Below are 12,286 nucleotides of genomic sequence, written 5' to 3' on the forward strand. Positions count from 1 at the left end.
AAATGACAGTGGTAAATATATATGATCAGGAAAAAAATGTTGTGGGAGAGATGGAACTACCTGACAGCATATTCAATGTGGAAATAAAGCCTGGTATTTTGAATTTTGTGGTGAAGGCACATTTAGCTGCAAAACGTGTAGGCACGGCCTCTGTGAAGACCAGGTCAACAATTAGGGGCGGGGGAAAAAAGCCCTGGAGACAAAAAGGCACAGGACGTGCTAGAGCAGGCTCAATTAGGTCTCCCCTTTGGGTTGGAGGTGCAGTATCCCATGGACCTAAACCAAGGGATTACTCTTTTAAAGTGAATAAGAAAGTAAAAAGGCTTGCCATTAAGATGGCTTTAACCTCCAAGGTAAGAAATAATGAATTGGTAGTGGTGGACAAGTTGGAGGTGAGTCAGCCTAAGACAAAAGAGTTGGTCAAGATAAAAAAGAATTTAGATGTAAAAAAAGCCTTGATTGTTTTGCCTAAACAGGATAAGAACATCTTTCTTTCAGGAAGAAATTTGGCTGATACCAAGTTAATGTTGGATAAGGATATAAATGTGTACGATATTTTAAAGTACGATTCATTAGTTCTCACACCAGAGGTAGTAGAAAATATTAAGCAAAGGTTGGCATAGCCATGGATTATACAAAAATTTTAATAAAGCCTTTGATAACGGAAAAGACAACTTTTCTAAAGGATCAAAGTAATCAAATTGCCTTTATAGTTGATAAAAAGGCCAATAAGATTGATATACAAAGGGCAGTAGAAAAGGCCTTTAAAGTAAAGGTAGAGAAGGTAAGAGTAATAAACAAAAGGCCAAGGCTTAAGAGACGTTTTGGAAGGGTAGTGGGAAAGGTAAGTGGATTTAAAAAGGCGTACGTTCAACTTGCGCCAGGTGAAAAAATAGACTTTTTTGAAGGTGTATAATTATGGGTATTAGGGTACTTAAGCCAACATCGCCAGGCAGAAGAGGACAGACAGTCTCGGATTTTGCAGAAATTACAAAAACGACGCCTGAAAAGAGTTTAGTAATTGGTTTGCGTCAAAGTAGTGGACGTAATTGTTATGGCCGTATCACGAGTAGAAGAAGGGGTGGAGGCCATAAGCGTCGTTATAGAATTATTGATTTTAAAAGGAATAAGTTAGATGTGCCAGCTAAGGTAGCAGCTATTGAATATGATCCAAATAGAAGTGCTAGAATCGCTTTGCTCCATTATGTGGATGGTGAAAAGAGATATATTATAGCACCAAAGGACCTTTCTGTTGGTGACATGGTTATAGCGAGTGAGAAGGCTGATATTAAAGTGGGTAATGCTATGCCTCTGTATAGCATTCCAAATGGAACCATAGTACATAATATAGAGTTGCATCCAGGTAGGGGCGGACAACTTTGTAGGGCGGCTGGAACATATGCTCAGATAATTGATAAAGAGGACAAATATGCTATGTTGAGGCTGCCTTCTGGGGAAATCAGGAAGGTTTTGGTTAAATGTTTTGCTACCATAGGTCAGGTTGGCAATATAGATCACGAAAACATAAAAATTGGTAAAGCAGGTAGAAACAGATATCTCAATAGGCGGCCCAAGGTGCGTGGTGTAGCAATGAACCCAATCGACCATCCTCACGGTGGTGGTGAAGGTAAGACCTCGGGGGGCAGACATCCGGTAAGTCCGTGGGGCGTGCCAACAAAGGGTTATAAGACTCGTAAAAAGAATAAATACTCAGACAAGTTCATAGTAAAAAGAAGAAAATAGTCAGAGGGGTACTTTATGCCAAGATCATTAAAAAAAGGGCCTTTTGTAGATGATCATCTCTTGAAGAAGGTAAAAAAGGCGAATGAGACTAAGGATAGGTCGGTAATAAAGACGTGGTCTAGAAGGTCTACAATAATTCCAGAAATGGTTGGTCTAACATTTGCGGTACATAATGGAAAGAAATTCATTCCAGTGTTTGTGACAGAAAATATGGTGGGTCATAAATTGGGTGAGTTTGCTCCGACCAGGACATTTCATGGTCATGCTGGCGACAAAAAGAGTAAGGTCAAGGGTAAAAAGTAACAAAAGAGGTTTGTTATGGAGGCAAGAGCTACATTAAAGTTCGTCCGAATATCACCGAGAAAGGCCAGGCTGGTGGCTAGGAATGTGAAGAATATGCCAGTAGATAAGGCGTTAGATATCTTGCAGTTTACACCTAAAAAGGCTGCAAAAATCATTTATAAGGTAATGTATTCAGCGCTGTCAAATGCGGAAAATAATTATTTAATGGATGTGGACAGGTTGTATGTAAAGGATATTTTGGTAAATGAAGGTCCTATGTGGAAGAGAATCAGGCCAAGGGCAATGGGCAGGGCCACCAGGATATTAAAGAGGACGAGTCATATAACAGTTATTCTTGATGAAGAGTAGGAGGAGAGGGCATTGGGTCAAAAAGTTCATCCATACGGGTTTAGGTTAGGATACACCAAAAATTGGTTGTCTAGATGGTATAGTAAAAAGGATTATGCAAGGTTTGTCTATGAAGACAAACAATTAAGAAAATTTATTAAACAAAGACTATACCACGCAGGAATTTCCAAGATTGAAATAGAAAGGGCTGCTGAAAAGGTCAGGGTAATAATTCACACGGCCAGACCAGGGATAGTAATTGGCAGAAAGGGTGTTGAAATAGAGAAACTGAGAAATGAGCTCAAGAGAAAATTCAATGGTGAATTCATCCTTGAGGTTGTTGAAGTGAGGAGGCCTGAGATAGATGCCCAACTGGTAGCTGAGAATGTCTCACTTCAGCTTGAAAGAAGGGTGGCTTTTAGGCGTGCCATGAAGAGGGCAATCAGCCTGGCGTTAAAATTTGGAGCTAAAGGTATAAAAATAGCATGCTCTGGTAGATTGGGTGGAGCTGAGATTGCCAGGACTGAATGGTTCAGGGAGGGTAGAGTGCCCTTGCACACCTTAAGGGCAGACATAGACTATGGTTTTGCAACTGCATTAACCACATATGGAATAATAGGTGTAAAGGTCTGGATATTTAAAGGCGAAATTTTAGATGAGGTAAAAACAGATGCTTAGTCCAAAGAAGGTTAAATATAGAAAACAGCACAGGGGATTTACTAGAGGCAAGGCCTATAGGGGCTGTAGAGTTAACTTCGGTGATATAGGGCTCAAGGCATGTGAACATGGTAGATTGACAGCACAGCAGATAGAGGCAGCTCGTGTGGCCATAATGAGAAGCCTAAAGCGTGGTGGAAAGGTTTATATACGGATTTTTCCAGACAAGCCAGTTACTGAGAAACCAGCCGAGACAAGGATGGGGAAGGGTAAAGGTTCTCCTTCAGGATGGGTGGCGTTAGTTAAGCCGGGACGTATTTTATTTGAAATTGCTGGTGTTGACATTGACAGGGCAAAAGAAGCACTTGTACGTGCATCTTATAAGTTGCCTATAAGGACAAAAATTGAGGAAAAGGGGTTGTAACGATGGACGCCGCTAAATTAAGAGAGATGGAACTATCCGAGCTACATAATAAATTGGCTGAGTATAGAGAAGAATTGTTTAAGTTGAGGTTTCAGCATTCAATAGGTCAATTAAAGAATACTGCAAGGATACCGCAAGTTAAGAGGACTATAGCAAGAATTTTAACCATCATGCGGGAAAAGCAATTGGAGTCAAAGGATGGAAGGAGCAAAGAAGACAGTTAAAAGAAATAAAAGAGTGCTTACTGGGGTTGTAGTTAGTAACAAACCAGATAAGACCATTGTGGTTAGATGTGAGACAATGATTAAACATCCTTTATATAAAAAATTTATCAGAAAAAGAAAAAAATTCATGGCCCATGACCCTAAAAATGAATGTGGGATGGGTGATAAGGTGCAAATAATAGAAAGTAGGCCCATTAGCAGGCGTAAGCGCTGGAGGCTACTCAAGATATTGGAAAAAGCGGTATAGGAGGAGAAGGCCATGATTCAGGTTGAGAGTAAATTGGATGTAGCAGATAACTCCGGGGCTAAGATTGTTAGGTGTATAAAAGTGCTTGGAGGGAGTAAAAAGAGATATGCTACAATAGGCGATTTGATTGTAGTCTCAGTCCAAGAGGCTATACCCCATTCAAAGGTAAAAAAAGGCGAAATTTATCGGGCAGTTGTGGTGAGGACAAAAAAGGAAATTGGTAGGCCTAATGGTTCTTATATTAAATTTGATACCAATTCTGCTGTATTATTAAATAAAAATATGGAACCTATAGGAACCCGTATTTTCGGCCCTGTGGCCAGGGAACTTAGAGACAAAAGATTTATGAGGATTGTCTCATTAGCCCCAGAAGTATTATAGAGGTGGGTCAGTATGAATAGGAAGTACAAAATTAAAGTAAATGATAAAGTAATGGTAATTTGTGGAAAAGATCGCGGAAAAGTAGGTACAGTTAAAAAGATTTTAAAAAAAACAGATAGGGTGATTGTAGATCAGGTAAACGTTGTGAGAAGACATATAAAGGGAAATCCATATACAGGACAAAGTGGAGGGATTATAGAGAAAGAAGCTCCTGTACATATATCTAATGTAATGCTTTTTTGTGATGCATGTGCAAAGCCTACAAGAGTTGGATATAAATTTACTGAAGATGGAAAGAAGCTTAGATATTGTAAGAAATGCAAAGAGATTCTTGATTAACAAAGGAAAGAGCCATGAACCGTTTAGAAAAGATATACAAAGAAAATGTTGTGCCTAAATTAAAGGATGAATTTGGATATAAGAATATAATGGAAGTTCCAAAGTTGAAGTTAATTTCCTTGAATATGGGACTTGGAGAAGGGGCCCATGACAATAAAATAATTCAGGATGGAATTAAAGAATTGACTTTAATAGCTGGTCAAAAAGCAGTGCCTACCAGGGCGAAGAAGTCAATTGCAGCTTTTAAGGTGAGACAAGGTATGCCTGTTGGGTGTCGTGTTACCCTGAGAAGGGAGAGGATGTGGGCATTTTTTGACAAATTAATAAATTTTGCAATTCCCAGAATTAGGGATTTTAGAGGGCTTTCTGATAGGGGCTTTGATGGTCGTGGAAATTATACCCTGGGAATTAGAGAGCATACGATTTTTCCGGATATACCCATTGATATAGTTGATCGTGTTAAAGGTATGAATGTAACCATAGTAACAACTGCCAAGACCGACAAAGAGGGCAAGGCCTTGCTTAAGTTTTTGGGGATGCCCTTTGTTAAGTAAAGGAGGGAAAATTGGCTAGAAAGGCACTAATGGTAAAGGCTCAGAGGGAGCCAAAATTTAAAGTTAGGAAATACAATAGATGCCCTTTATGTGGAAGACCAAGGGCATTTTTGAGAAGATTTGGGGTGTGCAGGATATGTTTTAGAACAATGGCATTATCAGGTGAACTTCCTGGAGTCCGTAAATCAAGTTGGTAAGGAGCTTGTTATGGGAATGACTGATCCAATAGCAGATATGTTAAGCCGTATAAAAAATGCTCATATGGCTCTTCACAAACAGGTAAGAATACCTGGGTCCAAGATGAAGATGGCCATCTTGGAAATCTTAAAGCATGAGGGATATATAGAGGAAATAAATAGAGATGGACGCGATATTGTAGTAAAATTAAAATATGTAAAAGGCAGGCCCGCTATATCTGATTTGGAAAAAGTGAGCAAGCCAGGGCGGCGCGTTTATGTTGGTGTGGATGAGATACCTGAGGTTCAAAATGGTCTGGGTATATGTATCTTATCCACATCTAGAGGTGTCTTAGAAGGAAGTGAAGCTAAAAGACAAAGGGTTGGCGGAGAGCTACTTTGTAAAATATGGTAAGGTGGGAAATTATGTCTAGAATAGGAAAAACACCGATAAAGGTCCCAGACAAGGTAAATGTTACATTTAAAGAACATGAAATAGAGGTAAAGGGCCCGAAGGGGCTAATTGTTTTGGACAAAAGTGATTTGATTGAATACGTTCAGGAAGGAGATACAATTTTTGTTAAGAGAAAGAATGATTCTAGAAAAGCTAGAGAACAGCACGGCCTGAGACGAACTCTACTGGCTAATGCTATTGAAGGCGTTAGTAAGGGCTTTGAAAAGGGTCTAGAAATAGTGGGAGTAGGTTATAGGGCTGAGGTGAAAGGGAATAAAGTGGTTTTAAATGTGGGTTATTCTAATCCAAAGGAATATCTGTTGCCTAAAGGGATTTCAGCAAAGGTGGAAGGGAATAAAATTTTTATTTCAGGGATTGATAAGCAGTTGGTAGGTGAAGTAGCTGCCCAGATTCGGAGGATCAGACCTCCTGAGCCCTATAAGGGTAAAGGTATCAAGTATATCAATGAACAGATTTTACGTAAAGCTGGAAAATCTGCTAAGGCGTAAGGGTGGGGAACATGAAATTAAGTAGAAATGATCTGAGAAAGAAGAGAAAAATAAGGATTAGAAAAAAGATTTTTGGTACATCACAGAGGCCAAGGCTGGTAGTATTTAGGTCGAATAAACATATTTATGCCCAGGTAATAGATGATAGTAGAGGTCACACAATAGCTGCTTACTCTAGCCTAAAGTTAGGCGAAGATGTGAAGTTGAATAAGGAAACCGCTAGGAAAGTAGGAATGGAGATAGCCAAAATTGCACTGGAGAAGGGTGTTCAAAAGGTAGTATTTGATAGAAATGGATACATATATCATGGAAGAGTGAAAGCACTGGCTGATGGTGCCAGAGAGGGTGGGCTAAATTTTTAAAGTTGAGGTGATTTATGAGTACAGTAAATGAAATTGGATTAATTGAAAAAATTGTTCATCTAAATAGAGTATCAAAGGTTGTTAAGGGTGGAAAAAACTTTAAATTTACAGCCCTGGTAGTAGTGGGAGATGGAAAGGGTAATGTTGGTTATGGTTATGGGAAGGCCAATCAGGTTCCGGATGCAATTGTAAAGGCCACTGAACGGGCTAAGAAAAATATGATAGAAGTGCCAATTATTGATGGAACAATTCCTTATCAAGTTATTGGTGAATTTGGAGCTGCCAGGGTTTTATTAAAACCTGCTGTTAAAGGAACTGGGATTATTGCTGGTGGTCCTGTGAGAGCGATTATGGAAGCAGCAGGTGTTACAGATGTTTTAAGTAAGGCCATTGGCTCTAGAAATCCAATAAATGTTATTAAAGCAACAATTATGGGTATAAATATGTTGCGTTATCCTGAAGAGGTTTCTGAAATTAGGGGAAAAAGTTTATCAATTGGTGGTTAGGGGGTAAACTCATATGAAGGTGAAGTTAATTAGGAGTAAAATTGGGTGTAAACCAAAACAACGTAAGACCCTTGAGGCCTTGGGTCTTAGAAGAATAAATCAAGTCAAGGAATTGCCTAATAATCCAGCAATAATTGGAATGATAAATAAGGTCAAACATTTAGTAGAGGTGGTGGAGAAATGAAATTACATGAGCTCAGGCCATTTTCTGGTGAATTAAAGAAAAAAAAGAGGATTGGACGTGGCCCTGCCAGTGGTCAGGGATGTACTGCTGGCAAGGGTAATAAGGGTCAGAAGGCAAGGGCTGGTAAAGGACCTGCACCAATGTTTGAAGGTGGACAGATGCCCCTTGTGAGGAGACTTCCCAAGAGGGGATTTAAAAATTATCCCTTTAGAGTAGAGTATAATGTTATAAACTTAGATTTTATTGAAAAGAAGTTTATGGACAAGGATGAAATAACCCTTGATGATTTATATAAATTTTGTAAAAAAAACAGACCCATCAAGATATTAGGCAGGGGTGAGATAACCAAGGGATTCAAAATCTGGGCACACAAATTTAGTAAGAGTGCTCTGGAAAAAATTAAAAATGGTGGTGGGGAAGCCAAGATACTGGAGGGATAGGTAGGTGATACCGCAATTGGAAAATGTCACTTTTTCAAAAGAGCTTACCCGCAGGATATTAATTACCTTAGGGTTGCTCATAGTATATAGATTAGGAATTCATATACCCGTTCCAGGAATAAACACAGGTGCAATAGCTGATTTTTTCGCGTCAGCTCAAAATACATTATTCGGGCTTTTTGATATGTTTGCTGGTGGTGGGCTTAGTAAATTCTCTGTTTTTGCTCTAGGTATTATGCCCTATATATCCTCAGCAATTATAATGGAACTTTTGGTAGTAGTGAGTCCTGAGCTGGAGAGGTTAAAAAAAGAAGAGGGTGAGGCTGGTCGGAGAAAGATAACTCAATATACAAGATATGGAACAGTGCTTATAACCCTTATTCAGGGAACTGGGATAGCATATGGGCTTCAAAAGATGACCAGTCCAGCAGGTGTGCCGGTGGTTCCGCATCCAGGAATTACCTTTATTTTGGTAACTGTTATTACTCTTACCACAGGTACAGTTTTTTTGATGTGGTTAGGGGAACAAATTACTGCTAGAGGGATAGGAAATGGTGTGTCTCTCATTATATTTGCAGGAATTGTTGCAAGAGTACCAGGTGCAATAACAAAGACAATAAAGTTGCTTCAGACAGGTGAGCTCAGTTTGTTTTTTCTATTAATACTCTTGGCGGTTATGATGGGGGTTTTGGCATTTATATGTTTTGTTGAGACGGCTCAAAGAAGAATACCTATTAATTATGCAAAACGTATGGTTGGAAGGCGCATGTATGGAGGTCAGAGTTCCCATTTACCTTTGAGAATAAATACAGCTGGTGTGATTCCCCCTATATTTGCTTCATCTATTTTGATGTTTCCTGCAACAATAGCAAATTTTTCACAAGTTGAATTTTTGCACCAGTTATCTGTGTATTTTAGGCCAGGCAGTTTGTTATATACTATCCTTTATGTAGGGCTAATAATATTTTTCTGCTTTTTTTATACTGCAATAATTTTTGATCCAAAGGATATTGCGGAAAATTTAAAAAAACAGGGTGCCTTTATCCCTGGAATTAGGCCTGGAAAGCATACAAAAGAATACATTGATAAGGTATTAACAAGGCTTACTTTTTGGGGTTCCCTTTATGTATCAGCTGTGTGTGTGCTTCCTATGATCTTGATATATAAGATGCATGTGCCTTTTTATTTTGGAGGCACAGCACTTTTGATAGTAGTTGGTGTTGCCATAGATACTATGACGCAGATTCAATCATATTTGATATCACAACAATATGAGGGATTATTAAGGAAGGCCAGGATCAAAGGTAGAATATAAGATTTAAGGAGAATCGTTATGAAAGTTAGACCTTCTGTTAAAAAAATGTGCAGTAAGTGTAAGATTATTAGAAGAAAGGGTGTTGTTCGTGTAATTTGTGAAAATCCCAAACATAAGCAAAGACAAGGATAAACTGGAGGATTAAAGTGGTAAGGATTGCAAGCGTAGATTTACCAAAGAATAAAAGACTTGACATAGCATTGACTTATATATACGGGATAGGGCGCTCCAGCGCATTAAAGATTTTAGAAGCTGTGGGAGTAGATTGGACAAAAAAGTCTGATGATCTCACACCAGAGGAAGTAAACGCCATCAGGAAAGAGATAGAGCAAAATTACAAAGTAGAAGGAGATCTTCGCAGGGAAATAACAGCTAATATAAAAAGACTGATGGAAATCAATTGTTATCGAGGAATTAGGCATAAAAGGCATCTCCCTGTTAGGGGACAGAGGACACATACAAATGCTAGAACTAGAAAAGGTCCGAGGAGAGCTATTATAGGCAAAAGAAAGAAATAAAATTTGGAGTGAAAAGATATGGCAAAAGCGAAACGCGGTGGTAAAAGAAAAGAAAAAAAGAATATACCAACTGGATATGCCCATATTAAGACCACATTTAATAACACAATAGTTACTTTTACAGATCCAAAAGGGAATGTGGTGAGCTGGGCAAGTGCTGGGTCATGTGGTTTCAAAGGGTCTAAAAAAGGCACCCCTTATGCGGCTCAAGTTGCGGCTCAAAAGGCAGCAAAACAGGCCATGGACCATGGAATGAGGAGTGTTGGTATATTTGTTAAAGGTCCTGGTGCTGGAAGGGAATCAGCAATGAGGGCTATTCACAACGAGGGATTTAAGATAACTTTTATCAGGGATGTAACCCCTATACCGCATAATGGTTGTAGGCCACCAAAACGAAGAAGAGTTTAAGGGAAAAAATTTAGGAGGAATGAGCCTTGGCAAGATATACAGGACCAAAGTGTAGGTTATGCAGAAGAGAAGGAACTAAATTATTTTTAAGGGGTGACAGGTGTTATACAGATAAATGCGCATACGAGCGTAGACCATATGCTCCTGGTCAGCACGGTAGGCGTAGAAAGAAATCCAGTAACTATGAAATACAGCTTAGAGAAAAACAGAAGGTAAAAAGGCTTTATGGTATTTTAGAAAGACAGTTTCGTAAATATTTTGAAATAGCTGAAGCAAAGAAGGGCGTGACTGGAACCAATTTGCTGAGAATTTTGGAGATGCGTTTGGACAATGTAGTTTATCGTTTGGGATTTGCCCACTCAAGAAATCAGGCAAGACAATTAGTTAAGCATGGTCATTTCTTGGTTAATGGAAGAAAGGTGGATATTCCTTCTTATCAAGTTAAGGTGGATGATGTAATTGAGGTAAAGGAAAAAAGTAGGAAAATGCCAGTAATTCAGGAGGCACAGGAAGTTGTTGCTAGAAGAGGAGTACCACAGTGGTTGGAATTAGATGCTTCAAATTATAAAGGAAGAGTCAAAGCTTTGCCAGAAAGAGAAGATATAACATTTCCAATTAACGAAAACCTTATTGTTGAGTTGTATTCTAAATAATTAAAATAATTGGGTTAGATATATGATAATCAAAGAGCAAGGCAGGATCATAAATGCGAGAAATTGGGGTGAGTTAGTAAAGCCAAGGAAGATTGAAAAGGATCCTGACTCGAATGAGTTCTACGGGAAATTTACAGTAGAACCTCTGGAAAGGGGTTATGGAACCACGCTGGGAAATTCACTTCGGAGGGTGTTACTTTCATCCTTGCAGGGAGCAGCAATAGTAGCAGCCAGGATTGAAGGGGTTTATCATGAGTTTACTTCTCTTCCCGGCGTGATGGAAGACGTGACTGAGATTATTTTGAATTTAAAAAAGATTAGATTTTTTATGGATACTGATGAGCCTCAAAAACTAATATTATATGCAAATAAGAAGGGAGAAATTAGGGCCTCAAATATACAAGAAAATAACCATGTAAAGGTACTTAATCCTGATCAGCATATAGCCACTCTAACAGAGGATAGAGAATTTAAAATGGAACTAGAAGTTCGGATGGGTAAGGGCTATGTGCCAGCAGAGATGCAGGAAGTTCCAAATGAAATAGGAACAATAATCTTGGACGCCAATTTTTCACCAATAAGAAAGGTTGCCTATTCTGTTGAGCAGGCACGTGTTGGTCAGATGACAAATTATGATAAATTGATTATAGAGGTCTGGACGGATGGATCTGTTAGTCCCGAGGACTCTTTAGCTTATTCTGCGAAGATATTAAAAGAACAACTGGATATTTTTATTAACTTTGATGAGAATATAGGTACAGAGGAAGAAGAGGAGAGAAAGGAAGAGGAGATAAATCCAAATCTCTTTAAGACAATAGAGGAATTAGAATTACCTGTTAGAGCGAGCAATTGTTTAAAAAAAGCCAATATCCATTATGTTGGAGAATTAGTACAAAAAACCGAGGCAGAATTACTGAGAGCTAAGAATTTTGGGAAAAAATCCCTGGATGATATATTAAAAGTACTTCATGATATGGGTTTGGATTTGGGTATGAAGATTGATAATTTTCAGGAACAATTAGAAAAATGGGAAAAAAAGAGGAAAGAAGATCATGAGGCATAGAAAGAAGGGTAGGAAATTAAATAGGACATGGGAACATAGAAAAGCCATGTTTAAAAATATGGCAAGGTCTTTAATAGAACACGAAAGAATTAAAACCACTTTGCCTAAAGCAAAAGAAGTCAGGAGGTTAACAGATAAGTTAATTCGTTTTGGACTGGAAAATACAGTTCATTCAAGGCGCAAAGCATACAGGATATTAGAGGATCGTACATTAGTAAAAAAACTTTTTGATCAGATAGCTCCAAGATATAAAGACAGACCAGGTGGTTTTACTAGGGTAGTTAAACTTGCCATTCCACGGCGTGGTGATTGTGCTGACATGGCAATTGTGGAATTTGTTGAGGATGAATTAAAGGCCAAAGAGGAAGAAAATCAAGAGGATCAAAAACAAGAATTAGAAAATCAAGAAGAGGAAGAAAAAGGAGAAATACAACAAGAACAAAAGCAGGAAGAAGATATAGATAGATCAAATGAGTAAAAGGATAAAAAACAGGGGCAA

26 protein-coding genes are annotated in these 12,286 nt (G+C 38.6%); all 26 read left to right on the top strand.

The features are described 5' to 3' along the window. Positions 1–2 precede the first annotated feature (2 nt). The 26 genes from rplD to rplQ are packed head-to-tail and all read left to right on the top strand — an operon-like array spanning position 3 to position 12,265. On the top strand, positions 3–623 hold the full coding sequence (gene rplD / locus ACYQ1E_RS10940; protein WP_459879169.1) for a 50S ribosomal protein L4: 621 nt from the start codon (positions 3–5) through the stop codon (positions 621–623). A gap of 2 nt (positions 624–625) precedes the next feature. After that, the gene (gene rplW, locus ACYQ1E_RS10945; protein WP_459879171.1) at positions 626–916 is read left to right on the top strand and encodes a 50S ribosomal protein L23; all 291 of its coding nucleotides are present in this window, start codon (positions 626–628) and stop codon (positions 914–916) included. Positions 917–918: 2 nt separating this feature from the next. Beyond that, positions 919–1,743, top strand: coding sequence for a 50S ribosomal protein L2 (rplB, locus tag ACYQ1E_RS10950; protein ID WP_459879173.1), 825 nt, complete (start codon positions 919–921; stop codon positions 1,741–1,743). Between the two features lie 15 nt (positions 1,744–1,758). Continuing rightward, positions 1,759–2,046, top strand: coding sequence for a 30S ribosomal protein S19 (gene rpsS, locus ACYQ1E_RS10955; RefSeq protein WP_459879175.1), 288 nt, complete (start codon positions 1,759–1,761; stop codon positions 2,044–2,046). 15 nt (positions 2,047–2,061) lie between these two features. Next, positions 2,062–2,394 carry a 50S ribosomal protein L22 gene (gene rplV / locus ACYQ1E_RS10960; protein WP_459879177.1) on the top strand — a complete coding sequence of 111 codons (333 nt, stop codon included), beginning with the start codon at positions 2,062–2,064 and terminating at the stop codon, positions 2,392–2,394. Positions 2,395–2,406: 12 nt separating this feature from the next. Further along, positions 2,407–3,051 (top strand): 30S ribosomal protein S3, encoded by a 645-nt coding sequence (gene rpsC / locus ACYQ1E_RS10965; protein ID WP_459879179.1) that lies wholly within the window; start codon positions 2,407–2,409, stop codon positions 3,049–3,051. Continuing rightward, positions 3,044–3,454 (top strand): 50S ribosomal protein L16, encoded by a 411-nt coding sequence (rplP, locus tag ACYQ1E_RS10970; RefSeq protein WP_459879181.1) that lies wholly within the window; start codon positions 3,044–3,046, stop codon positions 3,452–3,454. The genes rpsC and rplP overlap by 8 nt, the downstream gene beginning before the upstream one ends. 2 nt (positions 3,455–3,456) lie before the next feature. Then, a complete protein-coding gene (gene rpmC, locus ACYQ1E_RS10975) occupies positions 3,457–3,678 on the top strand; it encodes a 50S ribosomal protein L29 (RefSeq protein ID WP_459879183.1) in 222 nt (73 codons plus the stop codon). Further along, a complete protein-coding gene (gene rpsQ, locus ACYQ1E_RS10980) occupies positions 3,653–3,925 on the top strand; it encodes a 30S ribosomal protein S17 (RefSeq protein ID WP_459879185.1) in 273 nt (90 codons plus the stop codon). Before rpmC ends, rpsQ begins: the two co-directional genes overlap by 26 nt. A 12-nt stretch (positions 3,926–3,937) precedes the next feature. After that, complete coding sequence (gene rplN, locus ACYQ1E_RS10985) at positions 3,938–4,306, top strand: 50S ribosomal protein L14 (RefSeq protein WP_459879187.1); 369 nt, start codon at positions 3,938–3,940, stop codon at positions 4,304–4,306. A gap of 12 nt (positions 4,307–4,318) precedes the next feature. Further along, the gene (rplX, locus tag ACYQ1E_RS10990) at positions 4,319–4,645 is read left to right on the top strand and encodes a 50S ribosomal protein L24 (RefSeq protein WP_459879189.1); all 327 of its coding nucleotides are present in this window, start codon (positions 4,319–4,321) and stop codon (positions 4,643–4,645) included. A 14-nt stretch (positions 4,646–4,659) separates the two neighbouring features. Further along, on the top strand, positions 4,660–5,199 hold the full coding sequence (gene rplE / locus ACYQ1E_RS10995) for a 50S ribosomal protein L5 (protein ID WP_459879191.1): 540 nt from the start codon (positions 4,660–4,662) through the stop codon (positions 5,197–5,199). An 11-nt stretch (positions 5,200–5,210) separates the two neighbouring features. Beyond that, positions 5,211–5,396, top strand: coding sequence for a type Z 30S ribosomal protein S14 (locus ACYQ1E_RS11000; protein WP_459879193.1), 186 nt, complete (start codon positions 5,211–5,213; stop codon positions 5,394–5,396). A gap of 10 nt (positions 5,397–5,406) precedes the next feature. Further along, complete coding sequence (gene rpsH, locus ACYQ1E_RS11005; RefSeq protein WP_459879195.1) at positions 5,407–5,790, top strand: 30S ribosomal protein S8; 384 nt, start codon at positions 5,407–5,409, stop codon at positions 5,788–5,790. An 11-nt stretch (positions 5,791–5,801) separates the two neighbouring features. Beyond that, positions 5,802–6,338, top strand: a complete 537-nt coding sequence (gene rplF, locus ACYQ1E_RS11010) for a 50S ribosomal protein L6 (RefSeq protein WP_459879197.1) — start codon at positions 5,802–5,804, stop codon at positions 6,336–6,338. A gap of 11 nt (positions 6,339–6,349) precedes the next feature. After that, positions 6,350–6,700, top strand: a complete 351-nt coding sequence (rplR, locus tag ACYQ1E_RS11015) for a 50S ribosomal protein L18 (protein WP_459879198.1) — start codon at positions 6,350–6,352, stop codon at positions 6,698–6,700. Between the two features lie 14 nt (positions 6,701–6,714). Further along, on the top strand, positions 6,715–7,206 hold the full coding sequence (gene rpsE, locus ACYQ1E_RS11020) for a 30S ribosomal protein S5 (protein WP_459879200.1): 492 nt from the start codon (positions 6,715–6,717) through the stop codon (positions 7,204–7,206). 13 nt (positions 7,207–7,219) lie between these two features. Beyond that, complete coding sequence (rpmD, locus tag ACYQ1E_RS11025; RefSeq protein WP_459879202.1) at positions 7,220–7,390, top strand: 50S ribosomal protein L30; 171 nt, start codon at positions 7,220–7,222, stop codon at positions 7,388–7,390. Next, positions 7,387–7,830: a 50S ribosomal protein L15 gene (gene rplO / locus ACYQ1E_RS11030; protein WP_459879204.1), complete on the top strand. Its 444-nt coding sequence runs from the start codon at positions 7,387–7,389 to the stop codon at positions 7,828–7,830. Before rpmD ends, rplO begins: the two co-directional genes overlap by 4 nt. Positions 7,831–7,834: 4 nt before the next feature. Further along, the gene (gene secY / locus ACYQ1E_RS11035; RefSeq protein WP_459879206.1) at positions 7,835–9,145 is read left to right on the top strand and encodes a preprotein translocase subunit SecY; all 1,311 of its coding nucleotides are present in this window, start codon (positions 7,835–7,837) and stop codon (positions 9,143–9,145) included. Between the two features lie 18 nt (positions 9,146–9,163). Continuing rightward, a complete protein-coding gene (gene rpmJ / locus ACYQ1E_RS11040; RefSeq protein WP_459879208.1) occupies positions 9,164–9,277 on the top strand; it encodes a 50S ribosomal protein L36 in 114 nt (37 codons plus the stop codon). 14 nt (positions 9,278–9,291) lie between these two features. Next, the gene (gene rpsM / locus ACYQ1E_RS11045) at positions 9,292–9,663 is read left to right on the top strand and encodes a 30S ribosomal protein S13 (RefSeq protein ID WP_459879210.1); all 372 of its coding nucleotides are present in this window, start codon (positions 9,292–9,294) and stop codon (positions 9,661–9,663) included. Between the two features lie 18 nt (positions 9,664–9,681). Next, a complete protein-coding gene (gene rpsK / locus ACYQ1E_RS11050; RefSeq protein ID WP_459879212.1) occupies positions 9,682–10,071 on the top strand; it encodes a 30S ribosomal protein S11 in 390 nt (129 codons plus the stop codon). A 26-nt stretch (positions 10,072–10,097) separates the two neighbouring features. Continuing rightward, positions 10,098–10,724 carry a 30S ribosomal protein S4 gene (rpsD, locus tag ACYQ1E_RS11055; protein WP_459879214.1) on the top strand — a complete coding sequence of 209 codons (627 nt, stop codon included), beginning with the start codon at positions 10,098–10,100 and terminating at the stop codon, positions 10,722–10,724. 22 nt (positions 10,725–10,746) lie between these two features. After that, on the top strand, positions 10,747–11,787 hold the full coding sequence (locus tag ACYQ1E_RS11060; protein WP_459879216.1) for a DNA-directed RNA polymerase subunit alpha: 1,041 nt from the start codon (positions 10,747–10,749) through the stop codon (positions 11,785–11,787). Next, complete coding sequence (gene rplQ, locus ACYQ1E_RS11065) at positions 11,777–12,265, top strand: 50S ribosomal protein L17 (protein ID WP_459879218.1); 489 nt, start codon at positions 11,777–11,779, stop codon at positions 12,263–12,265. Before ACYQ1E_RS11060 ends, rplQ begins: the two co-directional genes overlap by 11 nt. Positions 12,266–12,286 lie beyond the last annotated feature (21 nt).

This window comes from Desulfothermus naphthae, assembly GCF_054657475.1.

Coding starts and splice junctions, on each gene's coding strand:
- rplO (WP_459879204.1), top strand. CDS start 7,387: ATGAAATTACATGAGCTCAGGCCATTTTCTGGTGAATTAAAGAAAAAA.
- rplQ (WP_459879218.1), top strand. CDS start 11,777: ATGAGGCATAGAAAGAAGGGTAGGAAATTAAATAGGACATGGGAACAT.
- rplW (WP_459879171.1), top strand. CDS start 626: ATGGATTATACAAAAATTTTAATAAAGCCTTTGATAACGGAAAAGACA.
- rplF (WP_459879197.1), top strand. CDS start 5,802: ATGTCTAGAATAGGAAAAACACCGATAAAGGTCCCAGACAAGGTAAAT.
- rplB (WP_459879173.1), top strand. CDS start 919: ATGGGTATTAGGGTACTTAAGCCAACATCGCCAGGCAGAAGAGGACAG.
- rpmD (WP_459879202.1), top strand. CDS start 7,220: ATGAAGGTGAAGTTAATTAGGAGTAAAATTGGGTGTAAACCAAAACAA.
- rplX (WP_459879189.1), top strand. CDS start 4,319: ATGAATAGGAAGTACAAAATTAAAGTAAATGATAAAGTAATGGTAATT.
- rpsE (WP_459879200.1), top strand. CDS start 6,715: ATGAGTACAGTAAATGAAATTGGATTAATTGAAAAAATTGTTCATCTA.
- rpmJ (WP_459879208.1), top strand. CDS start 9,164: ATGAAAGTTAGACCTTCTGTTAAAAAAATGTGCAGTAAGTGTAAGATT.
- rplN (WP_459879187.1), top strand. CDS start 3,938: ATGATTCAGGTTGAGAGTAAATTGGATGTAGCAGATAACTCCGGGGCT.
- rplR (WP_459879198.1), top strand. CDS start 6,350: ATGAAATTAAGTAGAAATGATCTGAGAAAGAAGAGAAAAATAAGGATT.
- rplP (WP_459879181.1), top strand. CDS start 3,044: ATGCTTAGTCCAAAGAAGGTTAAATATAGAAAACAGCACAGGGGATTT.
- rplD (WP_459879169.1), top strand. CDS start 3: ATGACAGTGGTAAATATATATGATCAGGAAAAAAATGTTGTGGGAGAG.
- rplV (WP_459879177.1), top strand. CDS start 2,062: ATGGAGGCAAGAGCTACATTAAAGTTCGTCCGAATATCACCGAGAAAG.
- rpsK (WP_459879212.1), top strand. CDS start 9,682: ATGGCAAAAGCGAAACGCGGTGGTAAAAGAAAAGAAAAAAAGAATATA.
- rpsH (WP_459879195.1), top strand. CDS start 5,407: ATGGGAATGACTGATCCAATAGCAGATATGTTAAGCCGTATAAAAAAT.
- rpsQ (WP_459879185.1), top strand. CDS start 3,653: ATGGAAGGAGCAAAGAAGACAGTTAAAAGAAATAAAAGAGTGCTTACT.
- rpsS (WP_459879175.1), top strand. CDS start 1,759: ATGCCAAGATCATTAAAAAAAGGGCCTTTTGTAGATGATCATCTCTTG.
- rplE (WP_459879191.1), top strand. CDS start 4,660: ATGAACCGTTTAGAAAAGATATACAAAGAAAATGTTGTGCCTAAATTA.
- rpmC (WP_459879183.1), top strand. CDS start 3,457: ATGGACGCCGCTAAATTAAGAGAGATGGAACTATCCGAGCTACATAAT.
- ACYQ1E_RS11060 (WP_459879216.1), top strand. CDS start 10,747: ATGATAATCAAAGAGCAAGGCAGGATCATAAATGCGAGAAATTGGGGT.